General features: G+C 62.5%; 16 protein-coding genes and 1 riboswitch. Of the genes, 9 read left to right on the top strand and 7 right to left on the bottom strand.

Annotated elements, in window-relative coordinates:
• Together aceA and aceB are read right to left on the bottom strand one after the other, a co-directional pair.
• Positions 1–1,059: isocitrate lyase (gene aceA, locus VGE08_RS18745; RefSeq protein ID WP_331069435.1), on the bottom strand; the 1,059-nt coding region annotated here is incomplete at its 3' end.
• A gap of 44 nt (positions 1,060–1,103) precedes the next feature.
• Positions 1,104–2,708 carry a malate synthase A gene (aceB, locus tag VGE08_RS18740; RefSeq protein WP_331069434.1) on the bottom strand — a complete coding sequence of 535 codons (1,605 nt, stop codon included), beginning with the start codon at positions 2,706–2,708 and terminating at the stop codon, positions 1,104–1,106.
• Between the two features lie 100 nt (positions 2,709–2,808).
• Between aceB and VGE08_RS18735 the strand changes: the two genes are divergently transcribed.
• Complete coding sequence (locus VGE08_RS18735) at positions 2,809–3,723, top strand: LysR substrate-binding domain-containing protein (RefSeq protein WP_331069433.1); 915 nt, start codon at positions 2,809–2,811, stop codon at positions 3,721–3,723.
• Positions 3,724–4,305, top strand: a complete 582-nt coding sequence (locus VGE08_RS18730) for a pseudouridine synthase (RefSeq protein ID WP_331069432.1) — start codon at positions 3,724–3,726, stop codon at positions 4,303–4,305.
• A 6-nt stretch (positions 4,306–4,311) separates the two neighbouring features.
• On the opposite strand, the gene VGE08_RS18725 is transcribed toward VGE08_RS18730, so the two are convergent.
• Together VGE08_RS18725 and VGE08_RS18720 are read right to left on the bottom strand one after the other, a co-directional pair.
• Entirely contained in the window at positions 4,312–5,220 is a 909-nt protein-coding gene (locus tag VGE08_RS18725) for a DMT family transporter (RefSeq protein ID WP_331069431.1), read from the bottom strand.
• Between the two features lie 3 nt (positions 5,221–5,223).
• The gene (locus tag VGE08_RS18720) at positions 5,224–6,597 is read right to left on the bottom strand and encodes a leucyl aminopeptidase family protein (protein ID WP_331069430.1); all 1,374 of its coding nucleotides are present in this window, start codon (positions 6,595–6,597) and stop codon (positions 5,224–5,226) included.
• 419 nt (positions 6,598–7,016) lie between these two features.
• On the opposite strand from VGE08_RS18720, the gene ilvC reads away from it, so the two are divergent.
• The 5 genes from ilvC (at position 7,017) to VGE08_RS18695 (ending at position 12,161) form a co-directional block, all read left to right on the top strand.
• On the top strand, positions 7,017–8,012 hold the full coding sequence (ilvC, locus tag VGE08_RS18715) for a ketol-acid reductoisomerase (RefSeq protein ID WP_349258737.1): 996 nt from the start codon (positions 7,017–7,019) through the stop codon (positions 8,010–8,012).
• Between the two features lie 222 nt (positions 8,013–8,234).
• Positions 8,235–9,641, top strand: a complete 1,407-nt coding sequence (gene leuC / locus VGE08_RS18710; RefSeq protein ID WP_331069429.1) for a 3-isopropylmalate dehydratase large subunit — start codon at positions 8,235–8,237, stop codon at positions 9,639–9,641.
• 9 nt (positions 9,642–9,650) lie between these two features.
• Positions 9,651–10,229 carry a 3-isopropylmalate dehydratase small subunit gene (gene leuD, locus VGE08_RS18705; RefSeq protein ID WP_331069428.1) on the top strand — a complete coding sequence of 193 codons (579 nt, stop codon included), beginning with the start codon at positions 9,651–9,653 and terminating at the stop codon, positions 10,227–10,229.
• 21 nt (positions 10,230–10,250) lie between these two features.
• Positions 10,251–11,312 carry a 3-isopropylmalate dehydrogenase gene (gene leuB, locus VGE08_RS18700; RefSeq protein WP_331069427.1) on the top strand — a complete coding sequence of 354 codons (1,062 nt, stop codon included), beginning with the start codon at positions 10,251–10,253 and terminating at the stop codon, positions 11,310–11,312.
• Between the two features lie 666 nt (positions 11,313–11,978).
• A complete protein-coding gene (locus tag VGE08_RS18695; RefSeq protein ID WP_331069426.1) occupies positions 11,979–12,161 on the top strand; it encodes a hypothetical protein in 183 nt (60 codons plus the stop codon).
• Positions 12,162–12,170: 9 nt separating this feature from the next.
• Here VGE08_RS18695 and VGE08_RS18690 read toward each other — a convergent pair whose 3' ends face one another.
• From VGE08_RS18690 to metX, 3 genes are all read right to left on the bottom strand, one after another.
• Complete coding sequence (locus VGE08_RS18690) at positions 12,171–13,139, bottom strand: NAD(P)H-dependent flavin oxidoreductase (protein ID WP_331069425.1); 969 nt, start codon at positions 13,137–13,139, stop codon at positions 12,171–12,173.
• 142 nt (positions 13,140–13,281) lie between these two features.
• The gene (gene metB / locus VGE08_RS18685; RefSeq protein ID WP_331069424.1) at positions 13,282–14,448 is read right to left on the bottom strand and encodes a cystathionine gamma-synthase; all 1,167 of its coding nucleotides are present in this window, start codon (positions 14,446–14,448) and stop codon (positions 13,282–13,284) included.
• Complete coding sequence (metX, locus tag VGE08_RS18680) at positions 14,445–15,461, bottom strand: homoserine O-succinyltransferase MetX (protein ID WP_331069423.1); 1,017 nt, start codon at positions 15,459–15,461, stop codon at positions 14,445–14,447. Before metX ends, metB begins: the two co-directional genes overlap by 4 nt.
• Positions 15,462–15,606: 145 nt before the next feature.
• Positions 15,607–15,719, bottom strand: a riboswitch (SAM riboswitch).
• A 207-nt stretch (positions 15,720–15,926) separates the two neighbouring features.
• On the opposite strand from metX, the gene VGE08_RS18675 reads away from it, so the two are divergent.
• Positions 15,927–16,274 (top strand): YerC/YecD family TrpR-related protein, encoded by a 348-nt coding sequence (locus VGE08_RS18675; protein ID WP_331069422.1) that lies wholly within the window; start codon positions 15,927–15,929, stop codon positions 16,272–16,274.
• Positions 16,274–17,173 carry an ATP phosphoribosyltransferase gene (hisG, locus tag VGE08_RS18670; RefSeq protein ID WP_349258743.1) on the top strand — a complete coding sequence of 300 codons (900 nt, stop codon included), beginning with the start codon at positions 16,274–16,276 and terminating at the stop codon, positions 17,171–17,173. The genes VGE08_RS18675 and hisG overlap by 1 nt, the downstream gene beginning before the upstream one ends.
• The last annotated feature ends 85 nt before the right edge of the window (positions 17,174–17,258 follow it).

The following is a 17,258-nucleotide window of genomic DNA, read 5'->3' as shown; positions in this document are numbered from 1 at the left end:
CGAGTAGTTCAGCGAGTGGAAGCCCGCCAGCGTGATGAACTGGAACTTGTAGCCCATCGCGCCCAGTTCGCGCTGGAACTTCGCGATCGTCGATTCGTCGAGGTTCTTCTTCCAGTTGAACGACGGCGAGCAGTTGTACGCCAGCAGCTTGCCCGGGAACTGCTTGTGAATGGCTTCGGCGAAGCGCTTGGCTTCGTGCAGGTCCGGCTTGCCGGTCTCGCACCAGATCATGTCGCAGTACGGCGCATACGCCAGGCCGCGAGCGATGGCTTGATCGAGGCCCGCGTTCACATAGAAGAAGCCTTCGCTGGTGCGCTGCGCGCCCTTGATGAACGGACGATCGCGCTCGTCCACATCCGAGGTCAGCAGATTGGCGGACTCGGCATCGGTGCGGGCAACCAGTACGGTCGGCACGCCCGAGGTATCGGCGGCCAGCCGCGCCGAGACCAGCTTGCTGATGGCTTCGGCCGTCGGCACCAGCACCTTGCCCCCCATGTGACCGCACTTCTTCGCCGAGGACAGCTGATCCTCGAAGTGCACGCCGGCCGCGCCGGCCTCGATCATGGCCTTCATCAGCTCGAACGCGTTGAGCACGCCGCCAAAGCCGGCTTCCGCGTCGGCGACGATGGGCTTCAACCAATCCACCGAGCTGTCGCCTTCGGCGGTCGTAATCTGATCGGCGCGCAGCAACGTGTTGTTGATGCGCTTGACGACCTGAGGCACCGAGTTCGCGGGATACAGCGACTGGTCGGGATACATTTCACCGGCGAGGTTGGCGTCGCCCGCCACCTGCCAGCCCGACAGATAGATCGCATCCAGGCCAGCCTTCACCTGCTGCATCGCCTGGTTGCCGGTCAGCGCGCCGAGCGCATTGACGAACGGCTTTTCGTTCACGTACTTCCAGAGCTTTTCCGCGCCCAGGCGTGCGAGCGAATGCTCGATGTGCACGGAGCCACGCAGGCGCACCACATCCTCGGCCTTGTAGGGGCGCTCGACGCCCTTCCAGCGCGGGTTGGTCTGCCAGTCCTCACGGAGTTGTTCAGCGGAAGGGAGCGTCATGGGAACCTCGACAGGAAAATGTCTAATGAATTACACCCATAGAGTTAGTGGATGACCCGATACGCCGGCAAAGTGATAAAAGTCTCGAACTCTGGCGCCGTCGTGATCTCATCGATCAACGCGGCAGCTTGCTCAAAGTTGCCTTTCTCGAAAGCGTGCACGCCAACTGCGCTGCGCAACTTGCCCAGCTCTTCGCGGGTAATGGCGCGAAACAAGTCGGCAGTGACCTTGCGGCCGTCCTCGAGCACACCGGCGGGATGCCTGATCCACTGCCAGATCTGCGCACGAGAGATTTCGGCGGTCGCCGCGTCTTCCATCAGATTGTTGATGGGCACGCAGCCCAGCCCGCCCAGCCATGCGGCCAGGTACTGAATCGACACGCTCACGTTGCTGCGCAAACCGGCTTCGGTGATCGTGCCCTGTGGAATCTGCAACAAATCCGGGGCCTTCACCTCCACGTCCGGCACCACGTGCAACTGGTTCGGCGTCGGCATCAGGCGATCGAACACCTCCATCGCCACCGGCACCAGGCCCGGATGCGCGACCCAGGTGCCGTCGTGGCCATCGCCCGCTTCGCGCTCCTTGTCGGCCCGCACCTTGGCAAGCGCCTCTTCGTTGGCCTTCGCATCGTTCTTGATCGGGATCTGCGGCGCCATGCCGCCCATCGCGAACGCACCGCGGCGGTGACAGGTACGGATCACCAGCTTCGAATACGAGCGCAGGAAGTGCGTGGTCATCGTCACCTGCTGCCGGTCCGGCAGCACGAAATCCGGCCGGCGCGCGAACTTCTTGATGAAGCTGAAGATGTAGTCCCAGCGTCCGCAGTTGAGCCCGACGATGTAGTCCTTGAGCTCGAACAGGATCTCGTCCATCTCGAACGAGGCCAGGATGGTTTCGATCAACACCGTGGCCTTGATGGTCTGCGGCGCCAGGCCCAGCTGCTGCTCGGAGTAACGGAACACGTCGGCCCACAGCCGCGCTTCCAGATGCCCTTCGAGCTTGGGCAGATAGAAATAAGGACCGGTGCCGTGCGCCTTGAGCGCCGCATGGTTGTGGAACAGATACAGACCGAAGTCGACGAACGCGCCGGGCACCTGTTGGCCATCGACGAGAATATGCTTCTCGAACAAGTGCCAGCCGCGCGGTCGCACGATCAAGGTGGCGATCTGCGGATTGAGGCGGTACTGCTTGCCGTCGGGATTGCTGAAGGAGATGGTGCGATTGACGGCGTCACGCAGGTTGATCTGGCCCTGCACGACGTTGTTCCAAGTGGGCGTCAGCGAATCTTCGCAATCGGCCATGAACACCCTGGCGCCCGAGTTGAGGGCATTGATGACCATCTTGCGATCGGTGGGACCGGTGATCTCGACCCGGCGATCCTGCAAGTCCGCGGGAATCGTGGTAACGCGCCAATCGCCTTCACGGATGTGACGAGTCTCGGGCAGAAAGTCCGGCAGCGCGCCCGCATCGAGCTGTTTCTGACGCGCGGTCCTCGCATCCAGCAAGGCGGTCACTCGATCCCCGAAACGACGACTCAGGTCGGCGACGAACTCGAGCGCGGCGGCAGTCAGAATTGTCTCGTAGCCGGGCTGCATCGAGCCTCGGATCTCAATACCCGTCGCTGTCGTCGTCGCTGGATTGGTCGCCATGGATGTCCCCATTTTTTTCCGGACAGCCACCTTAACCATTTCGCACCTGTGGGTAAAATATATGGTGAGTTAGAAACCGATATCTGGTAAATATCTCATCATGGAACTGAGACATTTGCGCTACTTCATTGCTGTAGCTGAAGAAAAGCACATGACTCGGGCGGCCGAGCGCCTGGGCATTCAGCAGCCGCCGCTCAGCATGCAGATCCGGGCCCTGGAACAGGAGCTCGATGCCCAGTTATTCCGTCGCCAGCCGCGCGGGGTCGAGCTGACCGAGGCTGGCGCGGCATTCCTGGATCGGGCCCGGGCCATCCTGGACCAGGTCGATCGGGCAGTCGCGACCACGCGTCGAACGGCGCGTGGCGAGGAAGGCCGGGTGGTCGTCGGCTTCACCAGCTCCGCCCCATTCCACCCGTTCGTGCCCCGCGTGCTGCGTGCGTTTCGTGAGGCAGCCCCACTGGTGTCGGTGGTGCTGGAAGAAAGTGGCAGCAGCGAGTTGGTGCAAGGGCTGTACAACGAGGACATCGATGCCGCGTTCATTCGCTCGCCGGTCGCCGACGTGGTGGGCCTGACCGTGCAGCCCATATTGGAAGAGAAAATGCTGGTCGCCTTGCCCACTGGCCACATCTTCGCCCGGCGCAGCAGCTTCAGTCGCAGCGTGCTGTTGCCGCTGTCGGAGCTCGCGAAAGAAACGTTTGTGCTCTACAAGCGGCCTGGCGGTCCCGGCCTGTACGACACCATCATTGCGGCGTGTAAGACCGCTGGCTTCAGTCCGCGCGTCGGGCAGGAAGCGCCGCGTATCATCTCGACATTGAACCTGGTGGCCGCGGGTATCGGAGTGTCGATCGTCCCTGCGTCACTGCAACGCCTGCAGATGGACGGCATCGTGTATCGCAAGCTCGAGGACATGCCCCAACTCACCGCGCCGCTGATTCTCGCGTGCCGTCGTGGCGAGAACGCCGCGGCCGTGCAACGCTTCATCGATCTCGTGCGCAGTACCGCCGAACAGATCTGAATGGACTCGCCTGCCCTGCTGTTGCTCAACAAACCTTACCGCGTGCTCACCCAATTCACGAGTGACGATGGCAAGGCGACGCTGCGTGATTTCGTTCACGCACCGGGCATGCGGCCGGCCGGTCGCTTGGACTACGACAGCGAGGGCTTGGTGTTGCTGACAAACTCCGGTCCGCTGCAAACGAAACTGGCGGACCCACGCTGGAAGCAGGACAAGACGTACTTCGTGCAAGTCGAGGGCGAAGTCACCGAACAGGCGCTGGCAATATTACGCCGGGGTGTGAAATTGAACGACGGCATGACGCTTCCCGCCCAAGCCGAAGGCGTCGATGAACCGTCATGGCTGTGGCCACGAGATCCGCCGATCCGCTTTCGCAAAGCCATTCCGACTCAGTGGCTGAAGCTCACCATTCGCGAAGGCCGCAATCGTCAGGTCCGACGCATGACCGCGGCGGTGAGCTTGCCGACACTGCGCCTGATCCGCTGGTCCGTAGGACCCTGGAGCTTGCAAGGACTGGCACCGGGCGAATGGCGCAAGGTCGGTGCGACCGAGATAGCCAGCTTCATGCGAAGCGCTCGCTGACGCCACCTACGTGCCCGTATCGACCAGCCGCTTCTCGCGCATCACGACGATGAACACGCCGATCAGCGTCACTGCGCCACCAAGCAACATGCGGCCCGTCAGCTGATCGTCCAGCAGCGTGACGCCGAAGAAGATGCCGAACAGCGGCGACAGCAACGTGATCGGCGACAAGCTCGTCACCGGATATTTGCTGACCAGGTAGTACCACGCCGTGTGCGCCAGCAAGCTGGACATCAGTGTCGTGAATGCCAGCGCCGACCAGGCTCTCCAGTCCGCCGTCTGAATGGCTTCCCACTGACCTTGCTCGAACATCAGGCTCAGCAGCATCAGCATCCCGCCGCCAGCCACCGCGATCCACGCTTGTAACTCCAGCGCTCTGATGTTGTACAAGCGCTTCACGAAGATCAGGCCCAGCGACCCGAAAAACGTCGAAGCGACCACCAGCGCCAGGCCTTCCCAGTAAGCAAACACACGAGGCTCGAAGCTGATGATGATCATGCCGCCGAAGGCCAGCGCGATCCCTAGTGTTCGCCGCCAGCGGATGGTTTCGCCCAGCAGCCAGATGGACAGCAGCGTCGAGATCGGCACGCCCATCTGGCTCGCGATCGCGACCGTCGCCGCGTCCTCCGCGTAGTACATACCGAGGAACAACAACGAGAAGGCCGCTGGCCCGGTGAGCATCGCGGCCAGCAACAGATTGCCCATCTGGCCGCGATGGATCCTCAGCAACGGCAGCAGGAACAAAGCCAGCGAGCCGAAGCGCAACCCCGTGAACAGGATCGGCGGCAGCTGGGCGACGCCGACCTTGGAGGCGATCAGGTTCAGGCCCCAGACCAGGTTCATCAACACCAGCAGAACGAGATGCTTTCCGGCGATCGAGCTGTCAGCGATGCCGGTAGAGGAGTTGGCAACCATCGATCAATGGCAATATCGCTGCTTGAGGAAAGCGTATAGAGCACGGACCGCCTGTGGTTCCGCGCCGACCGGCCGGCCAGGCCGCTCTTTGCCATTCCAAGCATACAGATCGAGATGCAGCCAGGCGCGCGCATTGCTCACAAATCTGCGCAGGAACAACGCGGCGATGATGGAGCCGGAGAACCCGGACGCCGCTACGTTGTTCACATCGGCGATCTTGCTGGACAGCTCGTCGTCGTAACCTGACCAAAGAGGCAGTCGCCACAACGGATCGGACTCGGCGGCGCCGGCGCGCAGCACCTCCTCCACGATTTCATCATCGTTGCCGAAGAGCGCGGGCAACTCCGGTCCGAGCGCGACGCGCGCGGCTCCGGTCAGCGTCGCGGTATCGATCAACAGGTCTGGTTGTTCTTCGTCGGCCAGCGCCAACGCATCGCAGAGAACGAGCCGCCCCTCTGCATCCGTGTTGCCGACTTCAACCGTCAGCCCCTTGCGCGTGCCAAGCACGTCGCCGGGCCGAAATGCGTTGCCGGAGATCGCGTTCTCCACCATGGGCAGAAGCACGCGCAGCCTGACGGGCAGCTTCGCATCCATGATGGTCTGCGCCAGGGCCAGCGCCACCGCGGCCCCACCCATGTCTTTTTTCATGAGCAGCATGGACGCGCCAGGCTTGATGTCCAGCCCGCCCGAGTCGAAACACACGCCCTTGCCCACCAATGTCACTTTTGGCTTGGAGGCGTCACCCCATTCGATGTCGACCAGCCTGGGCGCCACGGCCGCGGCCCGGCCGACGGCATGTACCGCGGGCAAACGTTCCTTCAGCAGGTCATCGCCAATGATGACGCGATGCCGAGCCCCATAGCGCCGCGCGACTTCGATGGCGGCGTGCGCCAGCGCCTCGGGCGACATGTCGTTTGCTGGAGTGTTGATCAGGTCGCGCGCCAGTGCATTGGCGGAACGCAATCTTTCCACCTCGGACGAATCCGCGCCTTCGGGCAATTTCAGCTGCACCGAACGCTGCGGACCACCACGCTTGTAGCGCTCGAAACGATATTGGCCATGCCCCCACCCGGCGGCGAATTGCGTCGCCGCTCGCGCCGGCAATGTATTGGCAAGATGGTACTGACCATCCGGCAGCCGATCCGCCAGGGCCGCGCCGATCCAAAAACTCACTTCCTCGCGTGGATTGTTCTTGCCCAGGCCCACGATCACGGCCGCCGGCCGGCCCAGCGGGCCCGGCAGCAGCAACAGTTTGTTTCGTTCGGCCTTGAAACCGTGGGTCGCCGCCCAGTTGCGGGTCGCTTCGTCCTGCGCCGTTCGCCACTGCTCGAAGTCATCTTCATGGAGCAGGTGCAGAGGGATGGAAGGGGTAGTCACGTGGCTGGCAATGGTTGGCCGGAAGAGGATTTCAGCGCCGCTCTACTTCGTGACGCGGCTTCCACAAGAGTAGCGCAGCTTGACAAGTTACGCATGCGTATGGTGCCATTCACCGGCTTTTTGCATTAATTTCGCCGTACGCAACCTTTCAGCTCTTCATCAGCAAGGCCATGCCCGCAGCCACGCACGCCGCCGCCGATCCGTTCGGCCTCGCAATGATCGACGCGATCATTGTAGTAGAGCGTGTAGTCACCTGCGGCCTGCTGCGGCGGGCCGGGTGCGGGATCGGCGTCTGATCATTACAGGATAGAGATTCGCCACACGAACCCCGCACCGGCCAGACCGAGGCGGGGTTCGTTCGTTTTTCAGACACCACTTTTTCAACACACGCTTACAAGAGCCAATTCGGAGACCGCGCAATGGTGCAGATCTACTCGCAAAAGGACGTCAACAAGAAGGCCCTGCAAAAGGCCCGCATCGCCATCCTCGGCTACGGCAGTCAGGGTCGCGCCCACGCGCTGAACCTGAAGGACAGCGGTTATGACGTCGTGGTCGGCGTGCGCAAGTCCGGCGCCAGCTTCGCCAAGGCGAAGAAGGACGGCCTGGAGGTCGCCGAGCCCGCCGAGGCCGTGAAGAATGCCGACCTGATCGCGTTCCTCACCCCGGACCTGACGCAGAAAGAGCTGTACGCCGAAGTCATCGGCAACATCAAGCAGGGCGCGACCATCCTGTTCGCGCACGGCTTCAACATCCACTTCAAGCAGATCAAGCCGCGCAAGGATCTGGACGTGGTGCTGATTGCGCCCAAGGGTCCCGGCGACCTGGTGCGTCGTCAGTATCAGCAGGGTCGCGGCGTGCCGGCGCTGCTGGCCGTGTTCCAGGGCGGCAAGAAGGCCAAAGACATCGCCCTCGCCTACGCCGACGGCATCGGCAGCACTCGCGGCGGCGTGTTGACCACCACCTTCGCCGAAGAGACCGAGACCGATCTGTTCGGCGAACAGGCGGTGCTGTGCGGCGGCGCCACCGAGCTGGTGGTGAAGGGTTTCGAGACGCTGGTGGAAGCCGGCTATCAGCCCGAAGTGGCTTACTACGAGTGCCTGCACGAGCTGAAGCTGATCGTCGACCTGCTGCATGAAGGCGGCCTGACCAAGATGCATCAGTTCATCAGCGAGACCGCCAAGTACGGCGACCTCACCCGCGGCCCGCGCATCGTGAACAAGAGCACCAAGAAGGAGATGAAGAAGGTGCTCAAGGAAATCCAGGACGGCAAGTTCGCCCGTCAGTGGATTGCCGAGAACAAGAGCGGCCGCAAGAAGTACAACAAGCTCATGAAGCAGGATCTGAAGCACAAGATCGAGAAGGTCGGCGTGAAGCTGCGCGAGCGCATGCCTTGGTTGCAGGAAGAGCGCGCGTAATCGCGGCTTCCCTGTTCTGTTCCGGGGCGCGCCACGCGCGCCCCGGACCCTCGACACAGCCCCTCGACCCAGCCCGCCAGATCGAGCGCAGCCCCGAATAAACCCGCGCTCTCGCGCCAATCCATCGCCGCCCGCGATGCCACTTTCGGCAATCGTCACCCCCGCGTCCCCTCATCCCTGGCATCCTTGGCGCTTCGTCACTGACTCAGCCGGTCCAGCTCCATGCCCGCCAAGACCCTGTTCGAAAAAGTCTGGGAACAGCACCAGGTCGTGCCCGAAAGCGCCGATACCCCGGCGGTGCTGTACATCGACCTGCACCTGGTACACGAGGTCACCTCGCCGCAGGCGTTCTCCGTGCTGCGCGAGCAGAAGCTGAAGGTGCGGCGGCCGGATCGTGTGCTGGCCACCATGGATCACTCCACCCCGACCGACCCGGACGAAGTGTTCGGCCGCGTGCCGATCAAGGTCGAGTCTGCCGCACGGCAGGTGAAGGAGTTCGAAAAGAACTGCCGCGAGTTTGGCATCGAGCTGCTCGGCCTGGACAGCGATCAGCGCGGCATCGTGCACGTCATTGGCCCGGAACTGGGCGCCACGCAGCCCGGCAAGACCATCGTGTGCGGCGACAGTCACACAGCCACGCACGGCGCGTTCGGTGCCTTGGCCTTTGGGATCGGCACCACCGAAGTGGGCCACGTGCTCGCGACCCAATGTCTGTTACAGCGTCGACCGAAAACGCTTGCCATCGAAGTCACCGGCAAGCTGCGCCCCGGCGTCACCGCGAAGGATCTGATCCTCGCCATCATCGGTGAGATCGGCGTCTCCGGCGGCACCGGCTACGTCATCGAATATCGCGGTTCGGCCATCGAAGCCTTGTCGATGGAAGAGCGCATGACCGTCTGCAACATGTCCATCGAAGCCGGCGCACGCGCAGGCATGATCGCGCCGGATGAGAAGACATTCGAGTATCTGAAGGGCCGTCGCTTCGCCCCGCAAGGTGCGGAGTGGGACAAGGCCGTCGCACGCTGGCGCGAGCTGAAGAGCGATCCGGGCGCGAAGTTCGATCGCGTCGTCACCATCGACGCCGACAAGCTCGAGCCCATGATCAGCTACGGCACGCATCCCGGCATGGTGATACCCATCACTGGCAAAGTGCCCGAGGTCGCAAACGATCCGGTGCACGCGAAAGCGCTCAACTACATGGGCCTGCACGGTGGCGAGCCAATGATCGGCAAACCCATCCAGGTCGTGTTCATCGGCAGTTGCACCAACGGCCGGCTCTCCGATCTGGAGCTGGCGGCTGGCGTGCTCGAGGGCCGCAAGGTTGCCGAGGGCGTGCGAATGCTCGTCGTGCCCGGCTCGCAACAAGTGAAGCGTGAGGCCGAACGCCTGGGGCTCGACAAGATCTTCACCCAAGCGGGCGCCGAGTGGCGCGAGTCCGGCTGCTCGATGTGCATCGGCATGAACGGCGATACCGCCGGTCGCGGCCAATACACCGTCAGCACCAGCAATCGCAACTTTGAAGGCCGCCAGGGCGCCGGCGCACGCACGCTGCTCGCGAGCCCCGCAACTGCGGCCGCCGCTGCGGTCGCAGGCAAGATCGCCGATCCTCGCGCCTACCTTCCTCACTGAGCACCGGCCATGCAACCCATCCGCACGATCGAATCTCGCACTGTCGTCATTCCGGTCTCGAACATCGACACGGACCAGATCATTCCCGCGCGTTTCCTCACGACGACCACGCGCGAGGGCCTGGGAAAGCAGGCGTTCTCCGACTGGCGCTACGATGCGTCCGGCGCGGTGAAGCCCGATTTCATCTTGAACAAACCTGAAGCGGCCGGCTGCGAAATCCTCGTCGCAGGCCGCAACTTCGGTTGCGGCTCCTCGCGCGAGCACGCGCCCTGGGCCCTGCTCGATTACGGTTTCCGCGCCATCATCAGCACGGAGATCGCGGACATCTTCCGCAACAACTCGCTGAAGAACGGACTGCTGCCCATCGTCATCGACGAGCGCACCCACGAGTGGTTGATGAACAATCCAGGCGCCCGGGTGAAGATCGACCTGGAAACCACCACGCTGACCTTGCCCACCGGCGCAACCGCGAAGTTCCCGCTCGAGGGCTTCGCTCGCGTGTGCCTCATGAACGGCGTCGACGAGCTCGGCTTTCTGTTGCAACAAGCGCCCGCGATCGAGCGTTACGAAGCATCCCGCACGTTCTAAGCCTTCGGTTACTGAACACCTATGAAAGCAAGCATCGTGGTCCTGGGCGGCGACGGCATCGGCCCGGAAGTCACTGAACAAGGCGTACGCGTGCTGGAGGCGATTGCCAGCCGTTTCGGACACGAGTTCCAATTCGAATCACATCTGATCGGCGGCGCGGCCATCGATGCAACGCAGAGCGCCCTGCCCGCCCAGACGACGTCGGCGTGCGGCACGGCAGATGCCGTGCTGCTCGGTGCGGTGGGTGGCCCGAAGTGGTCGGATCCGAATGCCAAGGTTCGTCCGGAGCAAGGCTTGCTCGCATTGCGCAGGGCGCTTGGCCTGTTCGCAAACCTGCGGCCCGTGTCGCTGCACGCCGATCTGTATGACGCGTCACCGTTGAAGCCCGAGATCTTGAAGGGCACCGACATCATCGTAGTGCGTGAGCTCACAGGTGGCATCTACTTCGGCGAGAAGACGCGCACTGAAAATTCCGCCAGCGACTTGTGCAGCTATACCGTCGAAGAGATCACTCGCGTCACTCGCGTTGCAGGCGCGCTCGCTCGCAGCCGTCGCAAATCCATCACGTCGGTGGACAAAGCCAACGTATTGGAAACATCGCGCCTGTGGCGCAGCACCGTCGAGAAAGTGTTGCGCGACGAATTTCCGGACGTGAAGCTCGAGCACATGCTGGTCGACGCGGCCGCCATGCACCTGATCCGCAAACCGGCGAGCTTCGACGTCATCCTCACTGAAAATATGTTTGGTGACATTCTCACCGACGAGGCCTCCATGCTCGCCGGCTCGCTGGGCTTGTTGCCGTCCGCTTCACTCGGTGCCGGCAAGCTCGGTTTGTATGAGCCGATTCATGGCTCGGCACCCGACATCGCGGGCAAAGGTATTGCGAATCCCTACGGCACCATTCTCAGCGTGGCCATGCTGCTGCGACACTCTCTCGATCTGCCGAAGGAAGCCGAGGCGGTCGAAAAAGCCGTCGGGAAGGCCATCGCCGAGGGCGTTCGGACGGCCGATATCGCCGCCGGCGGCCCCGCCGCCAGCACCGCCCAGGCCGGCGAGGCGGTGCGGGCCAGAATCCTGCAGTAGCTTCGTAAGTTATTGATTTTTATGGAGACAAAAAGATTTTATCCGGTCGCAGAATAATCTTGACCACAATCCGGTCGAACCGGTTATGATCTATCCCAAGCGACGGATTCGATCTCTTCCGCCGCTTCCGCCTTCGGGCAAATCTCCATGTCTCGGCCACTACGGTCGAGGTGTCTTTGGTGGAAACGGGACTCGTGTCGGGTTAGTCCCCAAGGTCGGTATCGGCCCAGCCGATGCCGCCACGACAGCGGTCTTAAGTTGCCACATCCCAGGCCGGCCTTGCGCCGGCCTGTTTTTATCCACAGCTTTTATTGCCGCCACTTCCGAGCGTGGATGGCCCGCTGCACGGGGCCATACTTTGCTTATATAAGGAGTACGAGTGCCGGCTGGCCGCTCAGCAGCCCACGTCTTCGTAGGGAAATTCAGGTACGGGTGCGCGCCCGGCGCGGTCGGCGGACCCAGCTGCGCCGGGTCGCCGTTGCCAGGCTCGCTGGCGCTCAGGCCGGAAGCCGCCAGACTGCCCTAGGATGACTGCCCCAGGACGGCCCCAGTTATCGCCCGCGTTGGGACCGGCGAGGAAGCAAACGGCCGTCGCCAACGTTAACTGCCGCACGAAATAGCAAGCAATCAACAGCTTAGAATCGCGCCCACACTCCAGGAAGCGCGATGTTCAAGCTGCTAGGTGCCCTGCTGGCCGTCTACACCACCTTCGCCGCCGCGGACGGCCAGGTGCACGCCAAGTCGGGCATCCGTTGGCGCAAGGTGCTGAAAGCCGAATCACCCGGGTATTTCTGGAGCGTCATCGTGATCTACGCCGGGTTGAGCCTGGCCTTGCTGACTATTCTCTAGACGCAGCCTTCACGCCCCGACGAGATCCGCCGCGGCACGCAAGTGCGCCCGGCACTCGGCAACGATCCGCTCGAGCAACTCCGCACAGCTCGGAATATCGTCGATCAATCCGATCACCATGCCGGCGCTGATCACGCCGCCGTCAATGTTTCCTTCCTTCAGCGCCTGTCTGCCACGTGCGCCCGCGACCAGCGGCCGCACATCCTCGAACCTGGCGCCCTTGCGCTCCATCGCGACCACTTCGTTGGAGATGGCGTTCTTGAACACGCGCGCGGTGTTGTGCATGGTCCGGAACATCAGATGGGTATCACGCTCGCTGGCCTTGATCAGCGCCTGCTTGATGTTGTCGTGAATCGGCGCTTCCTTGGTCGTCATGAAGCGCGTGCCCATGTTGATGCCGTGCGCGCCCAGAGCAAACGCCGCCGCCATGCCGCGGCCATCTGCGATGCCGCCGGAGGCAATGACGGGAACCTTCAACGCGCGCACCGCTGCCGGAATCAGAATCAAATTGGGAATGTCATCTTCGCCAGGGTGGCCGGCGCATTCGAAACCGTCGATGCTCACCGCATCCACGCCCGCGCGCTCCGCCGATAGCGCATGACGCACCGACGTGCACTTGTGCACGACCTTGATGCCGCACTCCTTCACCTTGCCGATGTAGTCCTTGGGATTGTTGCCGGCGGTCTCGAGAATCTTCACGCCGCTTTCCATGATCACTTGCAGATACTCGGCGTATGGCGGCGGCGTGATCGCCGGCAGGATGGTGATGTTCACGCCGAACGGCTGATCCGTCATCGTCCGGCAGCGCTCGATCTCCTTGCGCAGATCTTCCGGTGTGGGCTGCGTGAGCGCGGTGAGAATGCCAAGCCCGCCGGCATTGGAAACGGCCGATGCCATCTCGGCTGTTCCTACCCACTGCATGCCGCCTTGAATGATGGGATAACGCGTGCCGAGCAGCTCGGTGACTCTGGTCTTCATTCGGTGTGAGCCCTGCCAACGTGGTAACAACGACGGCAAGAGTACACGCACCTGTGGCATCAATGCCAAGCACGCGACACCACGAATCGCACGAAACCGCGCGATCGTGGTTATTGTCGGACAGTTGGACCGTAGCTATCGCTTAGCGTACGGCGGCGGCGCGATCCAGTCCAGCCTGCAGATCCTGGAGCAGATCTTCGATCGCCTCGATGCCGACCGAAAGCCGCAACAACGTCTCGCCGATGCCCGCTGCGCGCTGAGCTTCGGCATCCATCGCCGCGTGCGTCATCGACGCGGGATGAGCGACCAGACTTTCCACGCCGCCCAAAGACTCGGCTAGAGAGAACGCCTGCAACCCTTCGAGGAACGCGCAAACATTCGGACTTCCGCCCCGCAGCTCGAAACTCACCATGGCGCCGAAACCGGTTTGCTGCTGGCGAGCCAGCTCGTGCTGAGGATGCGACGGCAGGCCCGGGTAATGAACCTTCTTCACCGCGGGATGCTCTTGCAGGGCTTTGGCGATCTGCAGTGCATTCTCGCCATGCACCTTCAGACGGGCATGCAGCGTGCGAATGCCTCGCAGTGTCAGGTAGCTGTCGAACGGTGCGCCAGTGACGCCGATACAATTCGCCCACCACACCATGCGCTCGTGTAGTTCAGGCGTCGCAGAAACGATGGCGCCGCCCACGACGTCGCTATGCCCATTCAAATATTTCGTAGTCGAGTGCAGAACGAAATCCGCGCCCAGCGACAGCGGTTGCTGCCAGACAGGCGACAAGAAAGTGTTGTCCACAAGCAGCCAGGCACCCACGGCATGCGCCTTTTCCGCAAGCTTGCGAATGTCCACGACACGCAGCAGAGGATTGCTCGGGGTCTCCACCCACACCAGCTTGGGTTTGCGTGCCAACGCGGCAGACACTGCTGCTTCATCGTTCTGATCGACAAACTCGACGCGCAACTGCCCGCGTCGCGCCAGATTGCCGAACAACCGATAGCTGCCGCCATAACAATCGTGGGGAGCAATCAATAGATCATCGCTCGAAAGCAACTGACAGGCGAGATGAACGGCTGCCATGCCTGATGCGGTAACCACCCCGCCGGCACCGCCTTCGAGTGACGCAATGGCGTCGCCCAGAGCGTCGCGCGTCGGATTGCCCGAGCGAGAATAGTCATAGGTGCGCTTCTCGCCGAAGCACTTGAACGAAAAAGTCGAGGTGAGATGCAGTGGCGGCACCACCGCACCGTGCTGCGGATCCGTATCCAAAGCAGCACGGACTGCACGAGTCGCTGCCGAGGGGCGCCAGGTCATTTCACATCTCCAGGGATCGACAGTGCGTGGGTGAATACTTCACGCAGGGCCTGTGTCTCTTTCAGGAAGGCATCGTGGCCATACAACGATGAGAGCTCGGTCAAGTGCACGGGACCGCCGAGCGCTTGTTTCAATTGCCGCATGTCCGAGACCGGCACGAGTTGATCTTCGATGATCGCCACCAGCCAGGTGGGCACCTGAATGTTCGATGGCTCGACCTGATGCAGATCGATGGACTCGGACAGGCACACGAACGCTTCGGGAATATAGGTTGCGGCGTAGGCATCGCCACGCGCTAGCAAATAGGATTCGACCGGGAATTGGAAACGACCGTCGACGCGCGTCGCCGGACCGGAAAAACGTTGTTCGAATTCAGTGGGGCTGCGATACGTCGCCATCGCGAGCGCCCGCGCGAGACGCAAGCCCTCGGTGCCTTGTCCATTCTGAGCGCCGAAGCGAACCACCGCGCGTTGCACGCTGCGCCACGCCGTCGCCATGGGATGGGCTCGATGCGCGGCACTGATAACGACGATGCGCTGGACCCGATCAGGCCAGCGCTCCGCAAAAGCCAACGCCACCATGCCACCGTACGAAGCGCCGACGATGGCGGCCAGCGAGCCGAGTTTCAAATGTTCGGCGACTCGCCGCAGAACCTCGGCCTGGTCTTGAGAAGCGATCGAAGGGAAGTCCACCTGGCCGGTGCTCGGCCCGGTGCTGCCGCCGCTACCACCGAGAAAGTCGATGCCCAGGATGCGATAGCGACTGCTATCGAGCGCACGCCCCGGTCCGATGATTTCGCCCCACCAGCCCTTCTCGGTACCGTTGTCCACGACACATCGGCCCGCGGAAATACCGCCGAGCACGGCAATGACTGGAGCAGCCGGGTCACCGACCAGTCGCCAGGCGATCCGGACGTGGCTCAGCCGTCCGCCAAAATGCAGCGGCAAGGGTTGTTCAAGCTCCAGCACGCCCTCGCGGACAGCCGCGGGAGCGGGCTCGGGCACGGCATTCATGAATCGAACACTCCGTATCGACCCCAGCGGCGCGGCGGAATGCCGGTGCTGGACAGGTTTCGCACATCGCAGAAACCCCACGGAGGTCCGTAGAGGCAGGTCGCCGTGACCCACCGCCGGGCAGCAAGCCTGGCAGCTACACAGCAACTCATCTGTCGGGTAAACATTCCCGCAGGAGTTGGCACCTTTTCGAGGTGGTTAGCCTCGACGGTTGCCCCGGCTTCAAAGGGCCTGACCCTCAGCCGGTCTCGATGAGCATCGGCAAGTCTAGGGGCTCGGGCCATGCCCGGTCAAGAAAAGCCCGCGGCCGGGCGCTGCCAGCGTCGACCCCGTCACGAAATAAACCCAGGCATTTCTGCACCTTGCCGGTGCCGCTCATGAAAGAGCTTGCAGCGCCATGCACCAATGTATTAACGTGCTAGTACATTGTTACAGCCGGCGCAGCCGCGTCCTCACCCATCCACCATGAAAGAGCATCGGGCCTTGACGCCGCGCCAGGAGGCGCTGGCGGAACGGGCGCTGTTCAGCGCCATCCTGACCTTGCGCAGCATCGAAGAATGCCGCGCGTTCTTTCGCGACCTGTGTACGCCCGCGGAATTGCAGGCGTTGGCCGATCGATGGGCCGTGGTCGCCCTGCTCCAGCAAGGCGTGCCCTACCGTGAAATTCACAAACAGACCGGCGTCAGCGTGACTACGATCGGCCGCGTCGCCCGCTATCTGCTCAATGGCAACGGCGGCTACACCCTGGCCGCCGAACGCATGAAAGACTCCTCCGACTCCCGTTCACCAGATTCAGGGCGCGCCCGACCATGATGGACAAAGCTTCCCGCCTCAAAGTGGCCCTGCAAAAGTCCGGGCGCCTCACCGAAAACTCGCTGGACCTGATGGTCCGCTGCGGCTTGAAGTACAGCCGCGGCAAGGACCAGCTGATGTGCTACGGCGAGAACATGCCGCTCGACCTGCTGTTCGTGCGCGATGACGACATTCCCGACCTGGTGCAGCAGGACGTTTGCGACCTGGGCATCGTCGGCATGAACGTGATCGAAGAGAAGCGCCTCGCCTTTCAGGCCAAGGGCACCACGCCGCTGTTCGAACAGCTGATGACGCTCGACTACGGCAAGTGCCGCCTGTCGATCGCCGTGCCCGACGGCGTCGAGTACAAAGATGCCCGTTCGTTGAACGGCAAACGCATCGCGACCACGTATCCGAACATTCTCGGCCGCTTTCTGCGTCAGCGTGATGTGCAAGCAGAGATCGTCACGTTGTCCGGCGCAGTAGAAATCGCGCCTCGCCTGGGCCGCGCGGATTTCATTTGCGATCTGGTGTCGTCGGGCTCGACGCTGCTGGCCAATCACTTGTGGGAGGCGGAAACCATCCTGGAGAGCCAGGCCGCGATCATTTCGACGCCTGTCCCTGTATCCGCCGAGAAGCAGGAATGGATTCGTCGCATCCGGCTGCGCATCGACGGCGTTCAGCAGGTGAAGGAAAGCAAATACATCATGCTGCACGCCCCGCGCTCGAAGCTTGCGGACATTCGCAAGCTGCTGCCCGGCAGCGAGTCGCCGACCATCATGCCGCTCGACGGCAACGACGACAAAGTCGCGGTGCATGCGGTGTGTCGCGAGAACGTGTTCTGGGAAACGCTGGAAAGCTTGAAGGGCGCCGGTGCCAGCGCGATTCTGGTGCTGCCGGTCGAAAAGATGCTGGCATGACCAGAAGAAAGTGACTGATGACTGGTGAACGATGACTGGTCAGAAAGGCGTGCATTGGCGCGCCGACTGACCGACAAGAGAGGTT

Origin of the sequence: Steroidobacter sp., assembly GCF_036406195.1 — a bacterium.
Taxonomy (GTDB): domain Bacteria; phylum Pseudomonadota; class Gammaproteobacteria; order Steroidobacterales; family Steroidobacteraceae; genus Steroidobacter.
This window is presented reverse-complemented; position numbering and strand designations above follow the sequence as displayed.